We start from the raw sequence: 22465 nt of genomic DNA on the forward strand, positions 1-22465 counted from the left end.
ATAGCAACTATGAAACCTGTCCCAAATTCTTATCTATTTGATACAAAGTTTAGAGGAGAAAAATATGTCCCGTAAATCTCAAGTAATTTTAACTAATATGTGTCTGATTGAAGACGATCAGAATCGCATTGTCATGCAGATTCGTGACCCCAAGATGTATTCTTGGTCAGGAGCAGCTTTACCTGGTGGACATATAGAAGAAAAGGAGAGCCTCCACCAAGCAGTTGTGCGTGAAATTTATGAAGAAACGGGACTAACAATCCATCATCCTAGACTGGTTGGTATGAAACATTGGTACACGGCAGAAGGCATTCGTTATCTGGTCTTTCTTTATCGCACAAATGAATTTTCAGGACATCTCCGCTCATCAGAAGAAGGTGAAGTTAGGTGGGTGGCGCGTGAAGAGTTGGATACCCTCGAATTGGCTTATGATTTAAAAAATTTGCTACGTATTTTTGATGACAAGTCATTGTCAGAATTGTTTTATAGTGAACGCTTAGAAAATGATTTTGTCCGTGAATTTTGGTAATTTTATGTTTAAATGAGGGCATTCTATTTATTCAGGTGGAGGATTGGATAGGTAGGGTGCCATTTCATAATAGTAAGATGCTTTTCTGATTGAATGGCAAGCAAAAAGCTGGAATGATTGTTCCAGCTTTTTTGCTTATCTTGAACGTTGTTTTCCAGCGTTACGATTTTTCTTTTTATTTTGTTTTCTATTTTCAATAACGGCCTGTGCTTGAGGTGTCACATCTTTTTTACGACCAGAATTTTTAATGGCTTTAGGTGGATTATTTTTGTATTCTTCAGCTACGCGTTTTCTGAGCTGAGGACGGATGTAATGATTGATAATCAATTGTTGGATAATCATGATGAAACCACCGACTACCCAATAAAGTGTTACACCTGCTGGAGCTGTGAACGAGAAGATGACAATCATGAGCGGGCTCATGTACATCATTTTCTTCATTTGCTCTTTTTGAACCTCATCAACGCCGACAAGGGTCAAAGCAGATTGAATGAAATACAGAATTCCGACGATAATGGTGAGAAGAATGCTGGCTTTTCCGAGTGGAATTCCTAGGAATACACTCTTAGCTACTCCTTCAGTATATTGAGCAGAAAAGTAAAGGGCAGAGAAAAATGGCAATTGAATCAGGAGGGGAAGACATCCAATCCCACCAAGCATATTGACACCATTTTCTTTTTGGGCAGCCATGAGTGCTTGCTGAGCAGCCAGTTTTTCTTCTTGTGTTTCCGCATTCTTCATGCGTTCTTGGATAGGTTCAAAAATAGGCTTCAAATAATTCATCTTTTCTGATTGGTAAGTTGATTTCCAAGACTGATAAAGTCCAAGCGGAAGGATAATCAAGCGCACAATCAAAGTAACAATGATGATGGCGACGCCAAAGCCTAGCCCCATGTTATTAGCAAAATACTGAATAGCCAGACTCATCGGTCTTCCAATAATATCCCAGACAAATCCAACAGGCTTGCCGTCTTTGACTTGCACACATCCTGAGAGTAGCAGAAGCATAGACAGTCCCAACCCTGAGAATAAAATACGATTTAATTTTTTCACGTGTTTGTTTCCTTTTTCTAAAAAATAATACCTTTCTATTCTACTGTTTTTTTCCTAAATATACAATAGTTCTTAGGACCTAATTTGCAATTTTAAAATCTGAATAGGATTCAAAATTAGCCATTGTGACATCTAAATAGCTAACTTTTGAAAATGGCGTTGGTCCTTTGCGGATTTCTTGGATGAATTTTGCCATGAGGGCAGAATTTTCTGCTTGTGCTAAAATCTCTACGGTTCCGTCTTCATTATTCCAGACACGCCCGGTGATACCGCCGATTTCTGTGGCAAGTGTGTAAACACCCCAACGGAATCCGACCCCTTGTACGCGACCTTGCGCAATCATTCTTACTTTTTGCATGTGAGCCTCCTTTTTGTGATATAATAGTTCTATGAATATTATAACTTCAAAAGCTAATAATGTGGTAAAAAATACTAAAAAATTACTTCAAAAAAAATATCGGAAGGACTCGTACTTAATTGAGGGTTGGCATTTATTTGAAGAAGCAGTCAAGGCACAAGCTAAAATTAGGAATATCTTTGTTTTAGAAGAATTTGTCGACAGAGTGCGGGATTTTCCTCAAGTTTATGTAGTGACGGCAGAAATTTTGGCGGATTTAGCGGATTCGAAAACACCGCAGGGCATTGTAGCAGAGCTTGCTTTTGAGGAAGCGACGATTCCTTCAGTTCTCAAAGGGAAATATCTCTTTTTAGAAGATGTGCAGGATCCGGGGAATGTGGGCACGATTATCCGAACAGCTGATGCGGCTGGTTATGACGGGGTGTTTATTTCGCAGCATTCAGCAGATATTTACAATCTGAAAACTCTGCGTTCCATGCAAGGCAGTCATTTTCATTTGCCTATTTATCGAGTAAAAACAGCAGATTTTCTTGACCTTGCTAAACAAGTACAATTTCCGATATTGGCAACGACACTTTCAAAAGATTCGATGGATTATCGGGAGTTAGCACCACTGTCGGATTTTGCTCTTGTGTTGGGAAATGAAGGTCAGGGGATTAGTTCTGAAATGGCAGAAGCAGCTGATTACCTCATTCATATTTCGATGAAAGGACGAGCTGAGAGTTTAAATGTCGCCGTGGCAGCAGGTATTCTCATCTTTGCTTTAAGCTAAAATTTAGAAATATATTTATAATTAGAAGCACATGGAGGTGGTTCTATGCTTTATAAAGAAGACAAAGAGTATATGGAGCATGTTGGACAATTGATTGCTCAACCACGCGTCCAGAAATTAAAAACCATAACACACCATATTTATTCCAATCGTTTGGAACATTCGATTCATGTTAGTTATACGAGCTATAAAATTGCTAAAAAATTAGGTTGGGATGCAAAAAGTACCGCGCGTGGAGGTCTTTTGCACGATATGTTTTATTATGATTGGCGAGAAACGAAATTCAATAAAAGTCATGCTTGGGTACATCCTCGTTTAGCAGTACGAAATGCACGGAAAGTAACCAATTTAAATAAAGTAGAAGAAGACATCATTATCAAACATATGTGGGGTGCAACAGTAGCACCACCACGGTATAAAGAAGGCTATATTGTCACTATGGTGGATAAATACTGGGCAATCAAGGAAGCCATGGCGCCAGTTCGGAAAAGAATGGCTAAAAGAAGACTTTTCCATCGAAAAATGTTAAAATCGTAACATATCATAATAAAGGAGAGAGCTTATGAACAATACAGTTATTCAAGAAAATAGTGGTATCAATAGTTTTTACGCTAAAGTTTATTCATTAGTCGGTATGGGGATTGGCATTTCTGCCCTTGTCTCGGCTTTGATGTTAACAATATTTCAAGATGTGATTTATTCAGTAATAATGGCGAATAGTTGGATTTTTTACTTAGCTATTTTTGCTGAGTTGGTTCTTGTCTGGGTAGCTTCAGGAATGTCTGCCAAAAACAATCCAGCCGCATTGCCAACTTTTCTAGTTTATTCGGCTTTAAATGGCTTTACGATTAGTTTAGTGTTGGCTCTTTACACACAAGCAACGGTTTTAGCAGCCTTCATTACTTCTTCAGCGATGTTTTTTGCTATGGCATTGATTGGGAAATTTACCAAAAAAGATCTTTCTGGTCTGGGCAGAGCCTTTATTGCAGGTCTGATTGGAGTTATCATCGCTAGTTTGGTGAATATTTTCCTTAGAAGTTCTGGACTAGATTTCATTATTAGCATTATTAGTGTGATTATCTTCTCTGGATTGATTGCTTGGGATAATCAACGAATCCGCTATGTCTATGAGCAATCGGGAGGAAATGTAGCAGCTGGTTGGGCAGTTTCACTCGCCTTAAGCCTTTACCTTGATTTTATCAATCTGTTCCTCAGCATTCTTCGTATTTTTGGAAGAGATAATTAAAAGTAAGAATTAGAAGTTGGACTGGTTTCAGCTTCTTTTTTTATGATATAATAAAGCAAATGAAAAGAAAGTATGAGACTTGCTATGAAAGAACCATTTCTTAGTTGCGAAAAGTTAGCTGAAATCACTGCTCAATTTCCAACTCCATTTCATTTGTATGATGAGAAAGGAATTCGTGAGACAGCTCGCGCGCTTCAGGAAGCCTTTTCTTGGAATCAAGGATTTAAAGAGTATTTTGCAGTAAAGGCAACTCCGAATCCGTCTATTTTGAAAATCTTGAAAGATGAAGGCTGTGGAGTAGATTGCGCCAGCTATGTAGAACTTTTGATGAGCCAAAAAGTAGGCTTTTCAGGAAATGACATGATGTTTTCGTCCAATGACACGCCTGCAAAAGAAATGCAATTTGCGCGTGAATTGGGAGCTACTATCAATCTTGATGCTTATGAAGATGTTGCATTTTTACAGGAAGTGGCGAGCATTCCAGAAGTTATTTCTTGTCGCTATAATCCAGGCGGTGTGTTTGAATTGGGAACAGATATTATGGATTCTCCAGAAGAAGCCAAATTCGGGATGACCAAAGAGCAGCTTATTCAAGCTTTTAAAGATTTAAAAAAGTTGGGCGTTAAAAAATTTGGGATTCATGCCTTATTGGCTTCTAACACTGTTACGAATCATTATTATCCTGAATTAGCCCATCAGCTATTTGAATTAGCCGTTGAGATTGTGGCTGAGACCAATGTGGACTTGGATTTTATCAATCTTTCAGGCGGAGTAGGCGTTCCTTACCGTCCAGAAGAAAAAGCAAATGACATTTTAGCGATTGGACAAGGAGTTCGTCGAGTTTATGAGGAAATTTTAACACCTGCAGGCTTAGGAAAGGTTAAAATTTTTACGGAACTGGGACGTTTTATGCTGGCCCCTCATGGATTATTGGTGACGAAAGTATTGCATAAAAAGAAGACTTACCGCACTTACATTGGTGTAGATGCTTCAGCAGTGAACCTGCTGCGTCCCGCCATGTATGGTGCTTATCATCATATTACAAATATGGATCACCCAGACGGACAGACAGAAATAGTGGATGTGGTCGGCAGTCTTTGCGAAAACAATGATAAATTTGCCATTCAGCGCAAACTGCCGATTACCAATATTGGAGATACCTTAGCGATTCACGATACAGGAGCGCACGGTTTTTCAATGGGCTATCAGTATAATGCCAAACTTCGTTCAGCTGAGATTTTACTGGAAGAAGACGGCAGTGTGCGAATGATTCGGCGTGCTGAAATACCGGAGGATTACTTCGCAACTTTGTATGGCTTTGATTTTGAAAAATAGACAATTTTTGATATAATAAGAAGATGTAAAAAGGGAAAAGAGGATTACATATTTATGAATTTACTATTAGCTATTTTGTTGATTATTGTGGCTTTTTTTGGTGGCATGCTCGCTGGAATGTATCTAGTTCGCAAACAAATTGAAAAAGAATTTGCAGACAATCCACGTTTGAATATTGATGCGGTTCGTACAATGCTATCTGCAAATGGACAAAAACCAAATGAAGCAAAGGTACAACAAGTGTATCGTCAAATTAAAAATCAACAAAAAGCAGCACTTGAAAATGCTAAAAAGAAAAAATAAGCTGTTAAAACAGTATAAAATTTGATTTTTAAAGAGATAAATGAATGGGGATTTGGGACTTGCACCCAGTCCCTTCTTTAGAAAGAAGAACTTATGGATAATCGACCAATTGGTTTTTTAGACTCAGGAGTGGGCGGTTTGACAGTTGTTCGTGAATTGATGCGGCAGCTTCCACATGAGGAAGTGATTTATATCGGTGATTCTGCACGTGCGCCTTATGGACCAAGACCAGCAGATCAGATTCGCGAGTATACATGGCAATTAGTGCAATTTCTCTTAACTAAAAATGTCAAAATGATTGTTCTTGCCTGCAATACAGCTACTGCTGTGGTTTGGGAAGAAATCAAAGAAAAATTGGATATTCCAGTTTTAGGAGTGATTTTACCAGGAGCTAGTGCGGCAATCAAAGCCTCTCAACATGGGAAGATTGGCATTATTGGAACGCCAATGACGATTCAATCAGATATTTATCGGCAAAAAATCGAACGTCTCTTACCGGAAGTGGAGGTGACAAGTCTTTCTTGTCCCAAGCTTGTCCCACTGGTAGAGTCTAACGAGCTGTCGTCTAGCATTACGAAAAAAGTGGTCTATGAGAGCTTGATGCCGTTAAAAGGCAAGGTAGATACTTTAGTGCTAGGCTGTACGCATTATCCTTTGCTAAAACCAGTCATTCAAAATGTAATGGGACCAACAGTGAAACTGATTGATAGTGGAGCAGAATGCGTGCGGGACATTTCTGTTTTGCTCAATTATTTTGAAATCAATCACAGCAGAGAAGGAGAATTTCCTCAACACCGCTTTTTTACCACAGCAAATGCGAAAAGTTTTGCTGAAATTGCAGAAACGTGGTTAAATAAAGAAATAAATGTGGAGCATGTGACCTTATGAGTAGCAAAATTTATGAGTATAAAGATACCCAAGATTGGTATGTTGGAGAATGGTCTTCTCGTGGCGGAACTTTCCATTTTAAGGATGTTGATTCGGAAGAACTCAGTCGTATGGAAGAAGAGCTCTGTCAATTAGTAGTTGAAGGTCAAGCATTTTCTGTTACGGTTATGCAATATAGCTCAATGATGTCGTTTGTCCAATTCGTCTTGCAAATGATCAATGAGAATCAAAATTCACAGTTTCAGGCGCAATTTCATAAAGATGCTATTCTGATTACGGAAAAGGGACAGTTAGTTTTAGTGCATTTGCCTAAAAATGGGATTCAGCTGAATGATTTCTTTTCTCAGAAAAACTTGTCAGGTTTGACAGTCGGAGATACGATTTTAGTCGCTACTCGCAATGAAGGAAAAACTGCTGAATTTCGTAAAATATTTGAAAAATTAGGCTACAAAATTGAAAACCTAAATGACTACCCTGATTTGCCAGAGGTAGCAGAAACTGGGATGACTTTTGAAGAAAATGCTCGTTTGAAAGCAGAGACCATTTCTAAGCTGACTGGCAAAATGGTATTGGCGGATGACTCAGGCTTAAAAGTGAATGCACTAGGTGGTCTTCCTGGAGTTTGGTCTGCTCGCTTTGCTGGAAATGATGCAACAGACTTAGAAAACAATGCAAAATTGCTACATGAATTGGCAATGGTTTTCGACTTGAAAGACCGCTCTGCACAGTTTCATACAACTCTTGTGGTGGCAAGTCCTGACAAAGAAAGTCTGGTCGTAGAGGCTGATTGGCCGGGCTATATCAATTTTGAGCCGAAAGGTGAAAATGGATTTGGCTATGATCCTTTATTTTTAGTAGGTGAAACAGGCAAAACATCTGCAGAATTAACAATGGAAGAAAAAAACGCTCAATCACATCGAGCTCAAGCAGTTCAAAAATTAGTGGAGGTATTTCCAGCATGGCAAAACAAACCATCATCGTAATGAGTGATTCTCATGGCGATCGAGCTATTGTAGAAGAGATAAAGGCACGTTATCTTGGGAAAGTAGATGCTATTTTTCATAATGGTGATTCTGAATTGCCAAGTGATGATGAAGTATGGCAAGGGATTTACGTTGTAGCTGGGAACATGGATTTCTATGATGGTTATCCAGATCGCTTAGTGACAGACTTAAACGGCACCATTATTGCGCAAACTCACGGACATCTTCAACAGATCAATTTTGGTTTTCAAAAATTGGACCTCTGGGCACAAGAGGTAAATGCAGATATTTGTTTGTATGGGCATCTACATATTCCAGATGCGTGGATGGAAGGAAAAACGCTCTTTTTAAATCCAGGCTCTATCAGCCAACCGCGCGGTGTTATCAATGAGCGACTGTATGCTAAGGTAGAGATTAGTGATGATGCATTTCAAGTGGACTATTATACGCGTCAACACGAACTGTATTCTCGCCTATCAAAGGAGTTTACTCGATGATTGCCAAAGAATTTGAAAATTTTCTCTTACAGCAAGAAGATACTTTTTTAACACCGGCAGAAAACTTGGCTGTTTTAATTGATACTCACAATGCTGATCATGCTATTTTGTTGTTAAGTCAGATGACCTACTCACGAGTACCCGTGGTGACAGATCAGAAAAAGTTTGTTGGCACCATTTCGCTAACAGATATCTTGTCTTATCAGATGCAGCACGAAATTCCTGATGAGGAATTTATGACAACAGATATTGTGCACATGGCGAAAAAAGATGACCTGACAGTCGGTCCAGATTTTACATTGACAGAAGTGCTGCATAAGTTAGTAGATGAGTCATTCTTGCCAGTTGTTGATCGGGACAATACATTTCAAGGAATTATTACACGCAAATCTATCTTAAAAGCGGTCAATGCCCTTTTGCATAGTTTTGCGAATGAATACGAGATTCATCCAAAATGAAAGAAGAAATAACAGCCTTTTTAGAAAGAAAAAATTTATCTGAGAATTCAAAAACAGCTTATTTTTATGATTTGGAGCAATTCGTAGATGTGACCCATGCAAAAATTACAGAGACCAATCTGCGGATTTACCAAGCTTCTATCGCTGACTTTAAACCTTCTGTTCAGAAACGAAAATTATCTGCTGTCAATCAATTTTTGCATTATTTATATAAGCAACGATTGATTTCAGACTTTTATCGTTTGGAGTTGCCAAAAGTGGGAATTCCGAAAGAACACGATGCGGAAATTTTGGATTTGTCTGATTTTTATGCAGATACAAATCAATACAACGGTCGCTTGATTGCGCTTCTCATTTTAGAAATGGGGCTTTTACCAAGCGAAATTTTGCAGTTGAAGGTAGCAGATGTCAATCTGGATTTTCAGATTATTCGCATTGAGAAAGCAGGTCAAAAGCGCATTGTGCCCATTCCAGACCAATTGATTGGAGAATTGGAAACAACTCTGGAAGGAACTTACTTGTTAGAAAAGAATGGAAAAAGCTATTCGCGGCAATGGGGCTTTCGTCAATTAGAAGCTTTTTTGATTGAAAAAAATCAAGCTACTTTATCAGCTCAGAGTTTGCGGGAGCAATATATTTTACGCCAGCGAGAAAAAGGCGTAGAAATATATGAAATTGCGCGCAATTTAGGCTTGAAAACAATGATGACGTTGGAAAAATACAGATAATGGACATAAAAATTAAAGATTTTGAAGGCCCATTGGACTTATTGCTTCATTTGGTGTCAAGATACCAAATGGATATCTATGATGTGCCGATTACAGAGGTTATTGAGCAATATCTGGCTTACGTAGCGACGCTTCAAGCTATGAAGTTAGAAGTGACGGGTGAATACATGGTAATGGCAAGTCAGCTCATGTTGATTAAAAGCCGAAAACTCTTACCCAAAGTAGCTGATAGCTTAGAAACTGAAGAAGATTTGGAGCAAGATTTGCTTTCTCAAATTGAGGAATATCGGAAATTCAAATTGTTAGGTGAGAAAATGGCGGAGCAACATGAAGAACGAGCTCTTTATTATTCCAAACCTAAAATTGAATTGGTATATGAAGACGCAACATTGCTCCATGATAAGACAACGATTGATTTATTTTTGGCCTTTTCAAAATTGATGACGCAAAAAAGAGAAGAATTTGCTCAAAGTCATACAACGATTGTCAAAGACGAATATAAAATCGAAGACATGATGGATGTGATACGTGAGCGCTGTCATTCTCAGGAAAAAATAGCTCTGCAAGCCATTTTTTCAGAAACAAAAGATATGAATGAAGTGATTACCTTATTTTTAGCGACATTGGAACTAGTAAAAGTCCAAGAAATCCAAGTAATGCAGGAAGAAAATTTTGGGAATATTTATCTAATAGGAAAAATAAATGAGTAAGTTAGCAGAGATTGAAGCCCTGCTCTTTGTGGCGGGCGAGGACGGCTTGCGTGTCCGTCAACTGGCAGAGCTCCTCTCTATGCCTCCTACGGGAGTGACACAGAGTTTGGAGAAATTGGCAGAAAAGTATCAAAAAGATGAAGATTCAAGTCTTGCCTTGTTAGAGACGTCGAATACTTATAAAATTGTTACCAAGCAAGATTTTGCTGAATTGTTGCGGGAATATTCAAAAGCCCCTATCAATCAAAGTTTATCAAGAGCTGCCTTGGAAACTTTGTCCATTATTGCTTATAAGCAGCCTATTACGAGAATGGAAGTGGATGAGATTCGTGGGGTCAATTCTAGTGGTGCGATTTCAAAGTTGCAGATGTTTGACTTGATTCGTGAAAATGGAAAAAAAGAAGTGCTAGGGCGCCCAAATCTTTATGTGACAACGGATTATTTTTTGGATTATATGGGAATCAATAGCTTAGAAGAATTGCCAATAGTAGAAGAGACAGAGTTAATAGCAGAAGAAAGTCAGCTATTTACTGAAAGGATAGAGGATGAGAATCAATAAATATATTGCCCATGCTGGGATTGCTAGTCGTAGAAAAGCAGAAGAATTGATAAAGCAAGGGCTGGTCACTGTAAACGGACAAGTTGTTCGTGAGTTGGCGACGACGATTAAGTCAGGTGATCGTGTTGAGGTCAGTGGTCAGCCGATTTACAATGAAGAAAAAGTGTACTATCTCTTAAATAAGCCACGCGGTGTCATTTCTAGCGTGACAGATGACAAAGGTCGTCCAACGGTAGTTGATTTGTTGCCAAATGTCACAGAGAGAATCTATCCAGTTGGTCGACTTGATTGGGATACGTCAGGTGCTTTGATTTTGACAAATGATGGCGATTTTACAGATGAGATGATTCATCCGCGAAATGAAATTGATAAGGTCTATGTAGCTCGTGTCAAGGGGGTGGCTGATAAAGAAGTTCTCCGTCCCTTGACCAAAGGTGTGGAAGTTGATGGCAAAAAAACCAAACCAGCGGTTTACGAAATTCTGAAAGTAGACCCGGTTAAGAATCGTTCGGTTGTTCAGTTGACCATTCATGAAGGACGAAATCACCAAGTGAAAAAGATGTTTGAAGCTGTTGGTTTGCAAGTAGATAAACTTTCTCGTACGCAATTTGGTCATTTGAATTTAACTGGTCTTCGTCCGGGTGAAGCTCGCCGTCTCAATAAAAAAGAGGTCAGCCAGTTGCATAACCTAGCTGTGACGAAGAAAAAATGATGAAAAAAATCTTTATCGAACCAGTGCGTTTTTATCAAAAGTTTATCTCGCCAGCCTTTCCACCTTCTTGTCGCTATCAGCCGACTTGCTCAAATTACATGATTCAAGCGATTGAAAAGCACGGTGCTAAAGGTGTCTTAATGGGAATTGCACGTATTTTGCGTTGTCATCCTTGGGCAGAAGGAGGAGATGATCCTGTACCAGATGTTTTTAGTTTGAAGCGCAATTATGCAGAAGACAAAGAAAAAGGTTGAGACGCATCCTCTATAAAGAGGTCAACCAGAGATTCTTTATAAAATACTATAACTTAATAGTACAAATAAGAAAAACGAATAATTTTGACATTCTAACTAACAGAAAATCAAAGTTGCTCGTTTTTTGTATTTCTCGCTGGCCTTTTGTTGCTGGTTCATCTCATACTCAATGAAAATTGAAAAGTTTTAAAGGCATTCGCTGTGTGAAATCTAACTATCTTTTCTATAAAGTCAGCTTAGACGAACGATTAAAATATCTTGAATCTACTTCGTATTTACTCTTCATTTAAAGACTGATATAATAATCATGAAAGCGCTTGTAAATTTAATCTTAAAAAGGAGAGCAAATGATTTTGGAAATAAGAAATATTGCCATTCAAGATACTTATGGTGAGCGATTCCAGCATTGTTGGGGATGCGGTCCTAAGAATGAGTCAGGCTTGCATTTAAAAACTTATCCTAGTCTAAACGGAACTAGCTGCATTAGCAAGATAACACCAGCTCAACAGTATACCGGTGGTGTTCCGGCTAATCTATTTGGCGGTATGATTGCCATGATTTTTGACTGTCATGGTACCGCTTCAGCAGCCTGGTTTGCTCATCAAAATAAGGGCTTAGATTTGACAGAAGAAACGGTCATTGGACGATTTATCACAGCTCGCTTGGAAATAGATTATAAAAGTCCAACGCCCATTGATGAGGAAATTACGGTTATCTCTCGACTTGAAGAACTGGGCCAAAGAAAAGCCATTGTGGCAATGGAGATGACAGTAGCGGGTCAGGTGCGTGCCAAAGCTAGAATGGTAGCAATCGCAGTGAAAGATAACATGTAGTATGTTTCGAAGATGAGACTACGCACTAAATTGTTGTTTCATTTAGTTCCTATACGGTAAACTTTAAAATAGTGCAAAAATGCTTTCTCTATAATATAATCAGAGTGAAAAATTATGGAATGTTAGTTTGTCTCTAACATTCTTTTTTGTGTTTAAATAGAATCATCATAGCTTATCTGATAAGAAGTAGATAGTAAACCAATCTCAGCGGAGAATGAGTAAGAATTATTGTTGCTTTTTGAGATGAACACAATAAATTACTAATCACAAAGATCTCACTAGGATTACACACCTAATGAAGATTTTATATTGGTTTGCATAGTTTTTTAAGCAAGTGTAGCAAAACCATGGAAGGTATTTTAGGATTTATCTATTTAAAATTTTTTTAATTATTTGAATAGTTATATGTTTAAACGGGGAAGGATAATATCTAAAAGTTCCCATTTTTCTCAGGACATAACCATTGAAATTTTGTTTAAAACGAAATACACTGTCAGAACCATCAAAATGACCAGTAATACCCAAAAGGTTGTAACAGGGAATACCTCGCTTGATTGATTCTCGCATTACATAATCTTGCAAAAGAGCGGGTGCGTAGAATTTGTTAAATTCAGGATAGGATCCAGAAAAGAGATAGACCGTTTCTTGGGGAGTGTATACAAAAAGACTGCCAGCTAATATTGTACTTTTGTCTCCATACTTTTTTAATAGTTGGTATACTTCGTTTTTTCGTATTTCAAACGTTTCAAATTGACTAGATAGTTCTCGAAATTGATTCAGTTTTTTTTCAGAGGAATGGTTGTTTTCTTCAAGATAATCTTGTAGTAATTTAATCTTTTTAGATAATTCATCCTGATTATTTTGTAAATGCTCCAGATAATTTTTGAAATTTATGCTCGCTATAATAAATTCTGCATTGCTTCCAAAGCTATCATAAAATTTTTCATAATAATCTAAAGTCTTATCATTATAGTTGCGACGTTCAGAAGTTGATGAAGTAATCTGCTTAAATTTATAAAGCTCATTACGTTTAAGTTTATGCAGTTCTATACTAAATGTTTTAGCCTTTTTGACTAATGATTTTCCTTATTTAGTAAAAGACTTTAGTAATGTTTCTTCTGTTAAGTCATCTAGGTCTTTTACAAAATGCCAATCACCTTCACCTCCAGGATAGTCCTTTTGCAAGCCATCAAATTGGTAATTCAGGTTGGTGAGCATAGATACAAGTTCCTTCTTTTCTGTACTAATGGGATCGCCTTTACTATTGAAGACTTGATAAATATCATAGGGTTTCACAACCAGCTCCATAGCATTTAATTGTTTTGCATAGATTTTTAACTCTTCATAAAATTTAGGCAAGAACTCATAATTAGTGACAACGGGTCCAGAGTTGATTTCTAGGTATGAACCACCTGCCATTTTTGTACTAAATAATAATGCTGATACTTGTAATTGATTGTTATCAAAGAAGCCAATGAACTCAACATTATATCCTCTTTTTTTCAATAGAATAGACATTTCTACGGATTGGATAAAGGATTTTCGTTTCGCTTTTTGATAATGTTGCTTAAATGCTTCTTTAGTAATTATTTCTAAAGGCATTGTTCTGTACTCCTTAATCATTTGTAGGTTAATAAAAAGAGCTGGTGAAGCTACAGAATAAAATTATTTCTTATTTGAAAACGTTTTTATTTTGAATTATTTTATCACCCAGAATTTAACCCTGTCAAAATATTTGCTCTTGAATTTTAATATTGTGAGACTGTTGACTTACAAAATCTTGTATTTACAAAAGAATAGACAAACGAAGCCATAGGAAATTCAGGTTTCTTACGGCTTTTATTTATGACTTAGTTGATAAAAGAAAATAAAAAAACAATCCAAAGGAGCATTTCCTCTAGAAAACAAAAGACAAACCTACCAAAATGGTGGCTTGTCTACAGTCTGAGATATTAGTTTTATGACCAGCGATTTTCAGGCGATATGCTATCGTTTGGACCATGTCTGTGGCATAAAGAGCAGGATCATTGGGTAAATCTCTAAACGCCCTGCAATCATGGCAAGAGAGAGTAGGAGTTTGGAAATAGGACCAAAGATGGCAAAGCTATCAGTTGTTCCTAACATTGGCCCAATGTTGTTGAAACAGCTAAGAACGGCACTGACGACTGTCATCAAGTTATTATTGTCTAAACTAACGATAAAAATGAGAAAGATGATAATCATCGTATAAAGTACAAGGTATTTTAAGATTTTATGCTGAGTGTCTTTGTCAATGACACTATGATTGACGTGCAGAGTCAATACACGCTTTGGTGAGAGGGTGGACAATACTTGATTTTTAGCAATGCGAACTAGCATTAAGCAACGAACTACCTTTAAACCGCCGGCGGTTGAACCAGCAGAACCTCCTATGCACATGAGAATGAGGAGGATGAACTGAGAAAAGAGTGGCCAAGCCGTGATGTCTCCAAAACCAAAGCCGGTTGTAGTAATAATATTAGAGACTTGAAAAAATGAAATCTCCAAAGTTTGAGAGAGGTCTTGATAGATATGAAAGACATTAAGGCAGATGAAAATCGTTGTAGATGCTACAATAATGAGATAAGTTCGCAATTCTTCATCACCAAAAAAGGTTTTGAATTTTCTTAGCAATAGGAAATAATACAGATTAAAATTCACACCAAAGATGAGCACACCAAAGCTCACTAAATAAGTAATCAATGAGCTGTGATAATGCGCAATTCCGTCATTGTAGACACTAAAGCCTCCTGTTCCCGCTGTTCCCATGGCAATAATAAAACTATCAAATAGAGGCATTCCTGCCAGATAATAAATCACTACAAAAATAGCGAAAAGTGCTAAGTACAGCAAATAGAGAATTTGTGCAGTATCCTTTAATTTAGAGACAACTTTACCAAAAACAGGACCAGGGACTTCAGCTCGCATTACTTCCAAATGGCTATTTTTATTATTTTCCATAATAGCAAGAGCAAAGACGAGTACTCCCATACCTCCGATTAAGTGGGTAAAACTACGCCAAAAGAGTAGGGAATGTGACAAAACAGAGACGTCTGGTAAGATAGAAGCTCCAGTTGTTGTAAAGCCTGAACTGATCTCAAAGAAAGCGTCGATAAGATGAGGAATTTGTCCCGAAAAAACAAAAGGAAGAGCCCCAAAGAAGGACCAAAGTATCCAGAGCATAAGGCGACAATCAGAACCCCTTCCTTGGCATAAATGTGATGATTTTTAGGCTTAACAGCACTACCTAAAAGTCCAACTGCCAAGAGAATGCCAATTGTAGCGCTAATTGAGAGCAGGTTTTGATTGGGTTCATGATAGATAAATGCTACAATGAGGGGAATCAGTAGCAGCCCTGCTTCAATGATTAACAATTTTGAGAGGAGGAAACGAATCATACTTCTATTCATGGCTTACCTCTCTAATAAATCATAGATTTGCGTGATATTTTGGATTAGTGTCGTGACGATGATTTGGTCGCCTATTTGAATGTGGTCTTCCCCCGTTGGGAAAATAGGTTTTCCATTTCGGATAATGGCAGCAATCAAGACACCTTTTTTCAGTTTGAGGCTGGAAAGTGGTCTTCCAGTCATTTTATTTTCTTCCTTTATTTGAAATTGCAGAGTTTCAAGTTGTCCATTGGCAAGGTGGTGCATGGCTTGTAAATCAGAATATTGAGCATTCACACGTCCGCGGACAAAGTGCATAATCGTGTCAACAGCGATTCTCTTTGGTGTTACAATGCTTGAAAATTCCTAACTGTCAATGATTTCAAGCAAGCTAGTTCGATTGACTTTCGTGATATTTTTTTGCACGCCCATGCTTTCAAGGAACATAGATGAAATGATATTTTCCTCATCGACACCAGTCAAAGTGGCAACAGCATCATAGTGTTGAGCACTTTCTTCTAGCAGAATGTCTTTTGCAGTACCGTCATCTTGAACGATATGTAAATGTGGAAATTCTTGGCTAAACCATTCAGCATGCTTTGGATTGATTTCAATCACTTTTAGTTTGATTTTGCTATTTTTTAAAATATTAAGTAGATAGTAAGCGATTTTTCCTGCACCAATGAGCATCAAACTTTTAATAACTTTGGGTCGCACGAAATTATGGAAAAGAATAACATCAACCCGATTTCCGGTGACATAGATAATATCATTCTGCAAAATGGTAATTTCACCGTCTGGAATGAGCAATTGTCCATTGCGGTTAATGGCACAAATCAAGACATTGCCAAATTTTTTGCGAAATTGAGACATGGTCATCTGACAGAGGTCACTATTTTGCTTAACTTTAAATTCCATTAAGCTGACGCGTCCATTGGCAAATCGCTCAACAGAAAGCGCATTTGGAAATTCAATGATATTTGCAATATAGCGTGCTGCTAGCAATTCAGGGTTGACTATGAGAGAGAAACTAAGGATATTTTTTTCTTTAAAATAAGAATTTGAATACTCTGGGTTACGAGCACGAACAATCGTTTCTTTTGCACCCATTTTTTTAGCTAATACAGCTGAAATCATATTGACTTCATCTTGCTCCGTCATGGCAATAAAAATGTCACAATGTCCGACATCAGCCTGTTCTAAAATTTTAAAATTGGCACCGTTACCCACAATGCCCATAATATCATAACGCTTGGTGATGCGATTCAGTACGGCTTCGTTTTGCTCAATGAGAATCACATCGTGTTTTTCAGCCACAAGTGAACGACAAAGTGCAGAGCCTACTTTACCGCCACCAACGACAATAATTTTCATGTTATACCTCCCAAGTATACCCCTCTATCATACCCTTTTTTTACAAAAATTTCATCGTTTTGAAGAAAGAAAAAGAGATATTTTATTCAAAAGAGTCCAGTAATTGAAAATAAAAAGATAAAACTTGAAAATTCGTCATAAAAATCTAGAAAATATGAAAAAATAAAGCTTTTTTTGTTGACATGTGCTAAGAAAGTGATATACTAATAAAGTACCCTCATTGATTTACCTCAAACCTGTTGTGATGTAAGTTAATGAGCCTTAAACCACGCTGTCTGCTGAGCTTGACTCCGGGCAGTGTGGCTATTTTTTTGCTTGATAGCAATTACAGTTCACTAAGATAGATGAGAAGGCTATAACATATGACAACATTTCAAAACCACATTGTTCTTTTTGAACCGCAAATCCCACAGAATACGGGTAATATTGCTCGGACTTGCGCAGCAACGAATTCACCACTTCATATCATTTTACCAATGGGATTTCCGATTGATGACCGTAAGATGAAACGAGCTGGCTTGGATTATTGGGATAAGCTGGACATTACTTATTATGACAATTTAGAAGAATTCATGAGTAAAATGGACGGACAATTGTATTTGATTTCTAAGTTTGCGGAGAAGGTTTATGCGGAAGAAAATTTTGCAACTGCTGGAAATCACTATTTCATGTTTGGGCGTGAGGATAAGGGATTGCCAGAAGATTTTATGCGTGCTCATTCTGAAAAAGCCCTGCGGATTCCGATGAACGATGAGCATGTCAGAAGTCTGAATTTGTCAAATACAGTTTGTATGATGGTGTATGAAGCCCTGCGCCAGCAAGATTTTACAGGATTAGATCTAGTACATCACTATGCACATGACAAATTAAAATAGGATTTCTTAAAAGAATGGACGACATCGGATAAAATGCTTGCTCTAGCAGGCTTTTTTTGTTATGATTAAAGGGTCTTCAGGGCAGGGTGAAATTCCCGACCGGCGGTAATTTGTAGCCGTTGACAATCTTTTGTTTTTATATAGCGTTGTAGTTTCTTTGTGTACCCTTGAAACGCCACTTCATTTAAAAACAAAATCTTTGCCAACTGGATAGCTGCTTTAAGTCCGCGAGCGTAAGCTGATGTGGTGCAAGTCCACAACCGACAGTACAGTCTGGATGGGAGAAGACGAAAGGCAATGAAGAAGGTCTAAAATTACAGCTTTTAAATTTCATTTAAGGAGATTTTCTTATACTATTTCAAAGGTTCCGTTGATTTAGAGAAATTGTTCTTCAGCCAGCCTTCCAGCTTCTCTAATTTTTATAAATTGGAGGAACCTGTTATGACACATACACGCAAAATGGCTGTTGTTGCCATTCTTTCAGCAATTTCATTTTTGCTGATGTTCTTTGATTTCCCGATTTTACCGGGGGCTAGCTTTTTAAAGCTAGATTTCAGTATTTTACCAATCTTACTGGGATTAGTGGTGCTGGATTTAGGTGGCGCTTTGAGCATTTTATTGGTTCGTTCGGCGCTCAAACTGCTGCTGAACAATCAAGGCGTCAATACTTATATTGGCTTGCCGATGAATATCATTGCGGTTGCTGTTTTCGTAATTGCTTTTGCTTTGATTTGGAAAAAAGAGCAGACAACCGTTCGTTTTCTAATCGCTTCTGTGGTGGGGACGCTCGGATTGACCTTGGCAATGCTGATTCTCAACTATGCCTATGCTATTCCACTCTATGCAACATTTGCTAATTTTGATATTTCAAAGATTCTGGGCGTGGCAAACTATCTATTTGCAATGGTCATTCCATTTAATCTATTAGAAGGTGTGGTTTTTGCAGTTGCCTTCTGGCTGATTTATCTGCTTTTAAAGCCGATTTTAATCAAATATGAAAAATAAACAAACTTTTTTAACCAAGGGCTCTTTTGCCCTTTTGCTTTTTGTAATTCTAGGATATGTTGTTAAGTTTCATTCAGGTCAATTAAAAGGATTTGATAGCCTACTTCAAACGACTTTGCGTGGCAATTTGCCACATGCATTGACCATGTTTTTTTCTAGCTTGACCAGTCTAATCAATACCCCCGTTATTGTGACCTGGGTCGCAGTTTTAGTTGGTCTTTTTCTTTATAAGATAAATTGTAAAATATAGTGCAACAAAAAAACTCATAGCGTTTCATTGGTGTAAACTGTAAGTAACCACACAAACAGAACCCGAGGAAAATCTATGAGCTACTCCCATCTTACCATAACCGACCGAATAAAGATAGAAACCTACTTAGAATTAGGTTTGAAACCTTGCCAAATTGCAAATAAACTTGGCGTCCATAAGTCTACCATTTCAAGAGAGTTAAGACGATGCCAAAATGGTTATTCCGCAGCCTTAGCACAGGAACATTATGACCACAGGGCTAAGCAAAAAGGTCGGAAGTCTCGTTTGACACCAAAGTTGAAAAAGGAAATTGAAGACGGTTTAAAATCCTCCTGGTCGCCTGAACAGATTTGTGGCCGCTATCAGCTTGAACAAAAGCCAATGGTAACTTTTAAAACTATCTATAACTGGCTCTATGCTGGTTTGATTGATCTGGATTTAAGCATCCTTCGTCGTAAAGGAAAAACTCGACAACCCAAAGAAACACGTGGGACATTTAGGATTGGCACATCGATTGCCAAACGTCCTAAAGAGGTCAGGAATCGTGAGACCTTTGGTCACTGGGAGCTCGATACTGTGGTGTCTTCCAGAGGCAAAAGCAAGGGCTGTTTAGCGACCTTTCTGGAGCGAAAAACGCGCTTTTACTTAGCTTTCAAGATACTAGACAGAACAGCCAAATCCATGTTTTCAGCCATCGAACAACTTTGTAGGCTATTTCCAAAAGAGGCTCTTAAAACCTTCACTTCAGACAGGGGAAAAGAGTTTGCCTGCTATCCTCTGGTAGAGAATTTAGGAATTTCCTTTTTCTTTGCGGACGCCTATTCATCCTGGCAGAGAGGAAGCAATGAAAACGCAAATGGCTTACTAAGAGAATATTTCCCAAAGAAAACAGATTTAGCCGCTATCTCTGATGAGGCTTTGAACAAGGCCTTATATGATATCAATCACCGACCACGAAAATGTTTAGCTTACAGAACTGCTTGTGAAGCTCTAGTGGATGAGTACGAGTAAACGTTGCACTTTTTATTGCAATTTATCATAAAAAATGGTGGAGTGAGGCGATTCTTTTGGCTGGAAATCTTGCTTTGACGGGAATTTTAGTGGCTCTTTTGAAAAATGTCTATCAACGTCCTCGTCCTACGATCCAACATTTAGTAGAAGAAGGTGGATTTTCTTTTCCGAGTGGACATGCCTTGGCTTCGACATTAGTTGTTGGGGCGTTAGTGATTATTGTGAGCCAGCGCGTGAAAAATCGTCATCTCAGACATTTGCTGCAAGTGTTACTCATGGTATTCATTCTTACAATCATGACATCTCGCGTTTATCTAGGAGTTCATTATCCAACAGATGTTTTAGGAAGTCTTTTCTTAGGTTTAGGGATGTTGCATATTGAATTTCCTTATTATGATAAGTTGCGCTTCCAATGGCGTTTTAGAAGAAAACAAAATTAGGTTGTCACAAGGGAAATGCTGATGAATAAAGTATTGAATGAAAAATTAATAAATCAAATTTTATCAGTTGTAGCCTGCATTCCTGTGGGAAAAGTGACTACCTATGGACAAATTGCGCATTTGATAGGGCGAGAAAGAAATGCTCGTTTGGTAGGTCGCGTCCTGTCTCAGGCTGGACTTTATGGGAAGTATCCTTGCCATCGTGTGGTTAATTCCGCAGGACGCTTAGCGCCAGCGTGGGAGGAGCAGAGACATCTCCTTTGGGCCGAAGGAGTGACTTTTAAAACGAATGGCTGTGTGGATTTGAAAAAGCACCAATGGAAGCCAACGGACATTAGTAAAGTGTAAATGGAACTCCGAACGCGAGTTCTGTTTTATTTTGTGGTACAATGAAAGTTATGAAACCATATAATTCGTTAAATGCTTATTATCGAAAACTATTTGGAGAGAAGACCTTTAAAGTTCCGATTGATGCTGGCTTTGATTGCCCTAATCGAGACGGAACGGTAGCTCATGGTGGCTGTACTTTTTGTACGGTATCTGGGTCAGGTGATGCCATTGTAGCACCAGAAGCACCGATTCGTGAGCAATTTTACAAGGAAATTGATTTTATGCATCGAAAGTGGCCTGAAGTCAAGAAATATCTAGTTTATTTTCAAAATTTCACCAATACCCATGATAAGGTGGAGGTCATTCGTGAGCGATATGAGCAAGCCATCAATGAGCCAGGAGTTGTAGGTATTAACATTGGAACCAGACCAGACTGCCTGCCTGATGAGACGATTGCTTATCTAGCAGAATTATCTGAACGCATGCATGTGACGGTAGAGCTGGGCTTGCAGACGACTTATGAAGCTACTTCGCAATTGATTAACCGCGCACATTCCTATGAATTATATGTTGAAACGGTTCAACGTCTGCGGAAATTTCCAAAAATCGAGATAGTTTCTCACTTAATCAATGGCTTACCTGGTGAAACTCACGAAATGATGATAGAAAATGTTCGCCGCTGTGTGACAGACAATGACATTCAAGGGATTAAATTACATCTTTTGCATTTAATGACCAACACACGCATGCAACGAGATTATCATGAAGGACGCTTGCAGCTGCTTAGCCAAGATGAGTATGTTTCAATTGTTTGTGACCAATTAGAAATAATCCCTAAGCATATCGTCATTCATCGGATTACAGGCGATGCGCCACGAGATATGTTAATTGGCCCTATGTGGAGCCTCAACAAATGGGAAGTTCTCAATGCGATTGAACAGGAAATGAACCGTCGCGGCAGCGTTCAAGGGTGTAAAGCAAAGGAGCAACGATTTATATGTTAAGACCATTACAAATGGCACATGCTTTTTTAGAGGAAGTAGTGACTGATGAAGACATCGTCGTTGATGCCACTATGGGCAATGGGCACGACACGCTTTTCTTGGCACGATTGGCTAAAAAAGTGTATGCTTTTGATATTCAAGAGCAAGCCGTTGAGCAAACTACCAAGCGCTTGGCAGAAGCTAAATTGGACAATGTTGAACTGCTTTTAACAGGTCACGAAAATGTGGATCAATATGTTGCAAGTATTAAAGCAGCTATTTTTAATCTAGGCTATCTTCCGTCGGCAGATAAAACAGTGATTACGCAGCCACATACAACTATTCAGGCTTTGGAAAAATTATGTCAGCGCTTAGTAACTGGCGGTCGGATTGCAATCATGATTTATTATGGACATACAGGTGGCGATGTGGAGCGAGATGCAGTTTTAGATTTTGTCAGTCAATTGCCGCAGCAGGAATTTACTGTCGCCCTTTATAAAACAATCAACCAAATCAATCAGCCCCCCTTTTTAGTGATGATTGAGAAATTAAAAATGACCTAAGTGGGGAGA

Annotated in this window: 24 protein-coding genes, 5 pseudogenes and 1 riboswitch; of the genes and pseudogenes, 24 read left to right on the plus strand and 5 right to left on the minus strand. The window is 38.3% G+C overall.

Going from position 1 to position 22465, the window contains the following annotated elements; all coding sequences use genetic code 11:
• Positions 1-64 precede the first annotated feature (64 nt).
• On the plus strand, positions 65-529 hold the full coding sequence (locus EL079_RS00580) for an 8-oxo-dGTP diphosphatase (protein ID WP_003031591.1): 465 nt from the start codon (positions 65-67) through the stop codon (positions 527-529).
• Positions 530-664: 135 nt separating this feature from the next.
• Here EL079_RS00580 and yidC read toward each other — a convergent pair whose 3' ends face one another.
• Positions 665-1582: a membrane protein insertase YidC gene (gene yidC / locus EL079_RS00585; protein ID WP_018543707.1), complete on the minus strand. Its 918-nt coding sequence runs from the start codon at positions 1580-1582 to the stop codon at positions 665-667.
• A gap of 79 nt (positions 1583-1661) precedes the next feature.
• Positions 1662-1940: an acylphosphatase gene (locus tag EL079_RS00590; RefSeq protein ID WP_003031650.1), complete on the minus strand. Its 279-nt coding sequence runs from the start codon at positions 1938-1940 to the stop codon at positions 1662-1664.
• Between the two features lie 31 nt (positions 1941-1971).
• Between EL079_RS00590 and EL079_RS00595 the strand changes: the two genes are divergently transcribed.
• From EL079_RS00595 to EL079_RS00665, 15 genes are all read left to right on the plus strand, one after another.
• Positions 1972-2712, plus strand: a complete 741-nt coding sequence (locus EL079_RS00595) for a TrmH family RNA methyltransferase (RefSeq protein ID WP_003031604.1) — start codon at positions 1972-1974, stop codon at positions 2710-2712.
• 45 nt (positions 2713-2757) lie between these two features.
• Complete coding sequence (locus EL079_RS00600; protein ID WP_003031612.1) at positions 2758-3249, plus strand: HDIG domain-containing metalloprotein; 492 nt, start codon at positions 2758-2760, stop codon at positions 3247-3249.
• A gap of 25 nt (positions 3250-3274) precedes the next feature.
• Positions 3275-3958, plus strand: coding sequence for a Bax inhibitor-1/YccA family protein (locus tag EL079_RS00605; protein ID WP_003031636.1), 684 nt, complete (start codon positions 3275-3277; stop codon positions 3956-3958).
• 84 nt (positions 3959-4042) lie between these two features.
• Positions 4043-5293, plus strand: a complete 1251-nt coding sequence (locus EL079_RS00610) for a diaminopimelate decarboxylase (RefSeq protein WP_003031595.1) — start codon at positions 4043-4045, stop codon at positions 5291-5293.
• Between the two features lie 54 nt (positions 5294-5347).
• Complete coding sequence (locus EL079_RS00615; RefSeq protein WP_003031614.1) at positions 5348-5596, plus strand: YneF family protein; 249 nt, start codon at positions 5348-5350, stop codon at positions 5594-5596.
• 93 nt (positions 5597-5689) lie between these two features.
• A complete protein-coding gene (gene racE / locus EL079_RS00620) occupies positions 5690-6484 on the plus strand; it encodes a glutamate racemase (RefSeq protein ID WP_003031588.1) in 795 nt (264 codons plus the stop codon).
• A complete protein-coding gene (locus EL079_RS00625; RefSeq protein ID WP_003031632.1) occupies positions 6481-7467 on the plus strand; it encodes a nucleoside-triphosphate diphosphatase in 987 nt (328 codons plus the stop codon). The genes racE and EL079_RS00625 overlap by 4 nt, the downstream gene beginning before the upstream one ends.
• On the plus strand, positions 7443-7964 hold the full coding sequence (locus EL079_RS00630) for a metallophosphoesterase (protein WP_003031635.1): 522 nt from the start codon (positions 7443-7445) through the stop codon (positions 7962-7964). Before EL079_RS00625 ends, EL079_RS00630 begins: the two co-directional genes overlap by 25 nt.
• Positions 7961-8422: a cyclic-di-AMP-binding protein CbpB gene (cbpB, locus tag EL079_RS00635; RefSeq protein ID WP_018543705.1), complete on the plus strand. Its 462-nt coding sequence runs from the start codon at positions 7961-7963 to the stop codon at positions 8420-8422. Before EL079_RS00630 ends, cbpB begins: the two co-directional genes overlap by 4 nt.
• On the plus strand, positions 8419-9150 hold the full coding sequence (gene xerD, locus EL079_RS00640) for a site-specific tyrosine recombinase XerD (RefSeq protein WP_003031606.1): 732 nt from the start codon (positions 8419-8421) through the stop codon (positions 9148-9150). The genes cbpB and xerD overlap by 4 nt, the downstream gene beginning before the upstream one ends.
• The gene (locus tag EL079_RS00645) at positions 9150-9860 is read left to right on the plus strand and encodes a segregation/condensation protein A (protein ID WP_003031621.1); all 711 of its coding nucleotides are present in this window, start codon (positions 9150-9152) and stop codon (positions 9858-9860) included. Before xerD ends, EL079_RS00645 begins: the two co-directional genes overlap by 1 nt.
• Positions 9853-10419, plus strand: coding sequence for an SMC-Scp complex subunit ScpB (gene scpB, locus EL079_RS00650; RefSeq protein ID WP_003031630.1), 567 nt, complete (start codon positions 9853-9855; stop codon positions 10417-10419). Before EL079_RS00645 ends, scpB begins: the two co-directional genes overlap by 8 nt.
• The gene (locus EL079_RS00655; RefSeq protein ID WP_003023648.1) at positions 10406-11131 is read left to right on the plus strand and encodes a pseudouridine synthase; all 726 of its coding nucleotides are present in this window, start codon (positions 10406-10408) and stop codon (positions 11129-11131) included. Before scpB ends, EL079_RS00655 begins: the two co-directional genes overlap by 14 nt.
• Positions 11131-11385: a membrane protein insertion efficiency factor YidD gene (yidD, locus tag EL079_RS00660; RefSeq protein WP_003031659.1), complete on the plus strand. Its 255-nt coding sequence runs from the start codon at positions 11131-11133 to the stop codon at positions 11383-11385. The genes EL079_RS00655 and yidD overlap by 1 nt, the downstream gene beginning before the upstream one ends.
• Positions 11386-11732: 347 nt before the next feature.
• A complete protein-coding gene (locus EL079_RS00665; protein WP_003031600.1) occupies positions 11733-12218 on the plus strand; it encodes an acyl-CoA thioesterase in 486 nt (161 codons plus the stop codon).
• Between the two features lie 366 nt (positions 12219-12584).
• Here the strand turns inward: EL079_RS00665 and EL079_RS00670 are convergent.
• The 3 pseudogenes from EL079_RS00670 to trkA all read right to left on the minus strand — a co-directional run bounded on the left by EL079_RS00670 (position 12585) and on the right by trkA (position 16999).
• A pseudogene (locus tag EL079_RS00670) lies at positions 12585-13820 on the minus strand (aminoacyltransferase).
• 384 nt (positions 13821-14204) lie between these two features.
• Positions 14205-15646, minus strand: a pseudogene (locus tag EL079_RS00675) (TrkH family potassium uptake protein).
• Between the two features lie 3 nt (positions 15647-15649).
• Positions 15650-16999: pseudogene (gene trkA, locus EL079_RS00680) on the minus strand (Trk system potassium transporter TrkA).
• A gap of 362 nt (positions 17000-17361) precedes the next feature.
• Between trkA and EL079_RS00685 the strand changes: the two are divergent.
• The 8 genes and pseudogenes from EL079_RS00685 to EL079_RS00720 all read left to right on the plus strand — a co-directional run bounded on the left by EL079_RS00685 (position 17362) and on the right by EL079_RS00720 (position 22456).
• A complete protein-coding gene (locus EL079_RS00685) occupies positions 17362-17874 on the plus strand; it encodes a tRNA (cytidine(34)-2'-O)-methyltransferase (RefSeq protein WP_003030225.1) in 513 nt (170 codons plus the stop codon).
• Between the two features lie 68 nt (positions 17875-17942).
• Positions 17943-18167: riboswitch (FMN riboswitch) on the plus strand.
• A 148-nt stretch (positions 18168-18315) separates the two neighbouring features.
• Positions 18316-18879 carry an ECF transporter S component gene (locus tag EL079_RS00690; protein ID WP_003031637.1) on the plus strand — a complete coding sequence of 188 codons (564 nt, stop codon included), beginning with the start codon at positions 18316-18318 and terminating at the stop codon, positions 18877-18879.
• Positions 18869-19111, plus strand: a pseudogene (locus EL079_RS00695) (phosphatase PAP2 family protein); the annotation flags it as partial. The gene EL079_RS00690 and the pseudogene EL079_RS00695, both read left to right, overlap by 11 nt.
• 93 nt (positions 19112-19204) lie before the next feature.
• A complete protein-coding gene (locus EL079_RS00700) occupies positions 19205-20140 on the plus strand; it encodes an IS30 family transposase (protein WP_126438392.1) in 936 nt (311 codons plus the stop codon).
• 5 nt (positions 20141-20145) lie between these two features.
• A pseudogene (locus EL079_RS00705) lies at positions 20146-20580 on the plus strand (phosphatase PAP2 family protein); the annotation flags it as partial.
• A gap of 21 nt (positions 20581-20601) precedes the next feature.
• Positions 20602-20928 carry an MGMT family protein gene (locus tag EL079_RS00710; protein ID WP_003023667.1) on the plus strand — a complete coding sequence of 109 codons (327 nt, stop codon included), beginning with the start codon at positions 20602-20604 and terminating at the stop codon, positions 20926-20928.
• A 41-nt stretch (positions 20929-20969) separates the two neighbouring features.
• Complete coding sequence (locus EL079_RS00715) at positions 20970-21914, plus strand: TIGR01212 family radical SAM protein (protein WP_003023668.1); 945 nt, start codon at positions 20970-20972, stop codon at positions 21912-21914.
• Positions 21908-22456, plus strand: coding sequence for a tRNA (mnm(5)s(2)U34)-methyltransferase (locus EL079_RS00720; RefSeq protein ID WP_003023670.1), 549 nt, complete (start codon positions 21908-21910; stop codon positions 22454-22456). Before EL079_RS00715 ends, EL079_RS00720 begins: the two co-directional genes overlap by 7 nt.
• Positions 22457-22465 lie beyond the last annotated feature (9 nt).

It is taken from the genome of Streptococcus anginosus, assembly GCF_900636475.1.
Classification (GTDB): domain Bacteria; phylum Bacillota; class Bacilli; order Lactobacillales; family Streptococcaceae; genus Streptococcus; species Streptococcus anginosus.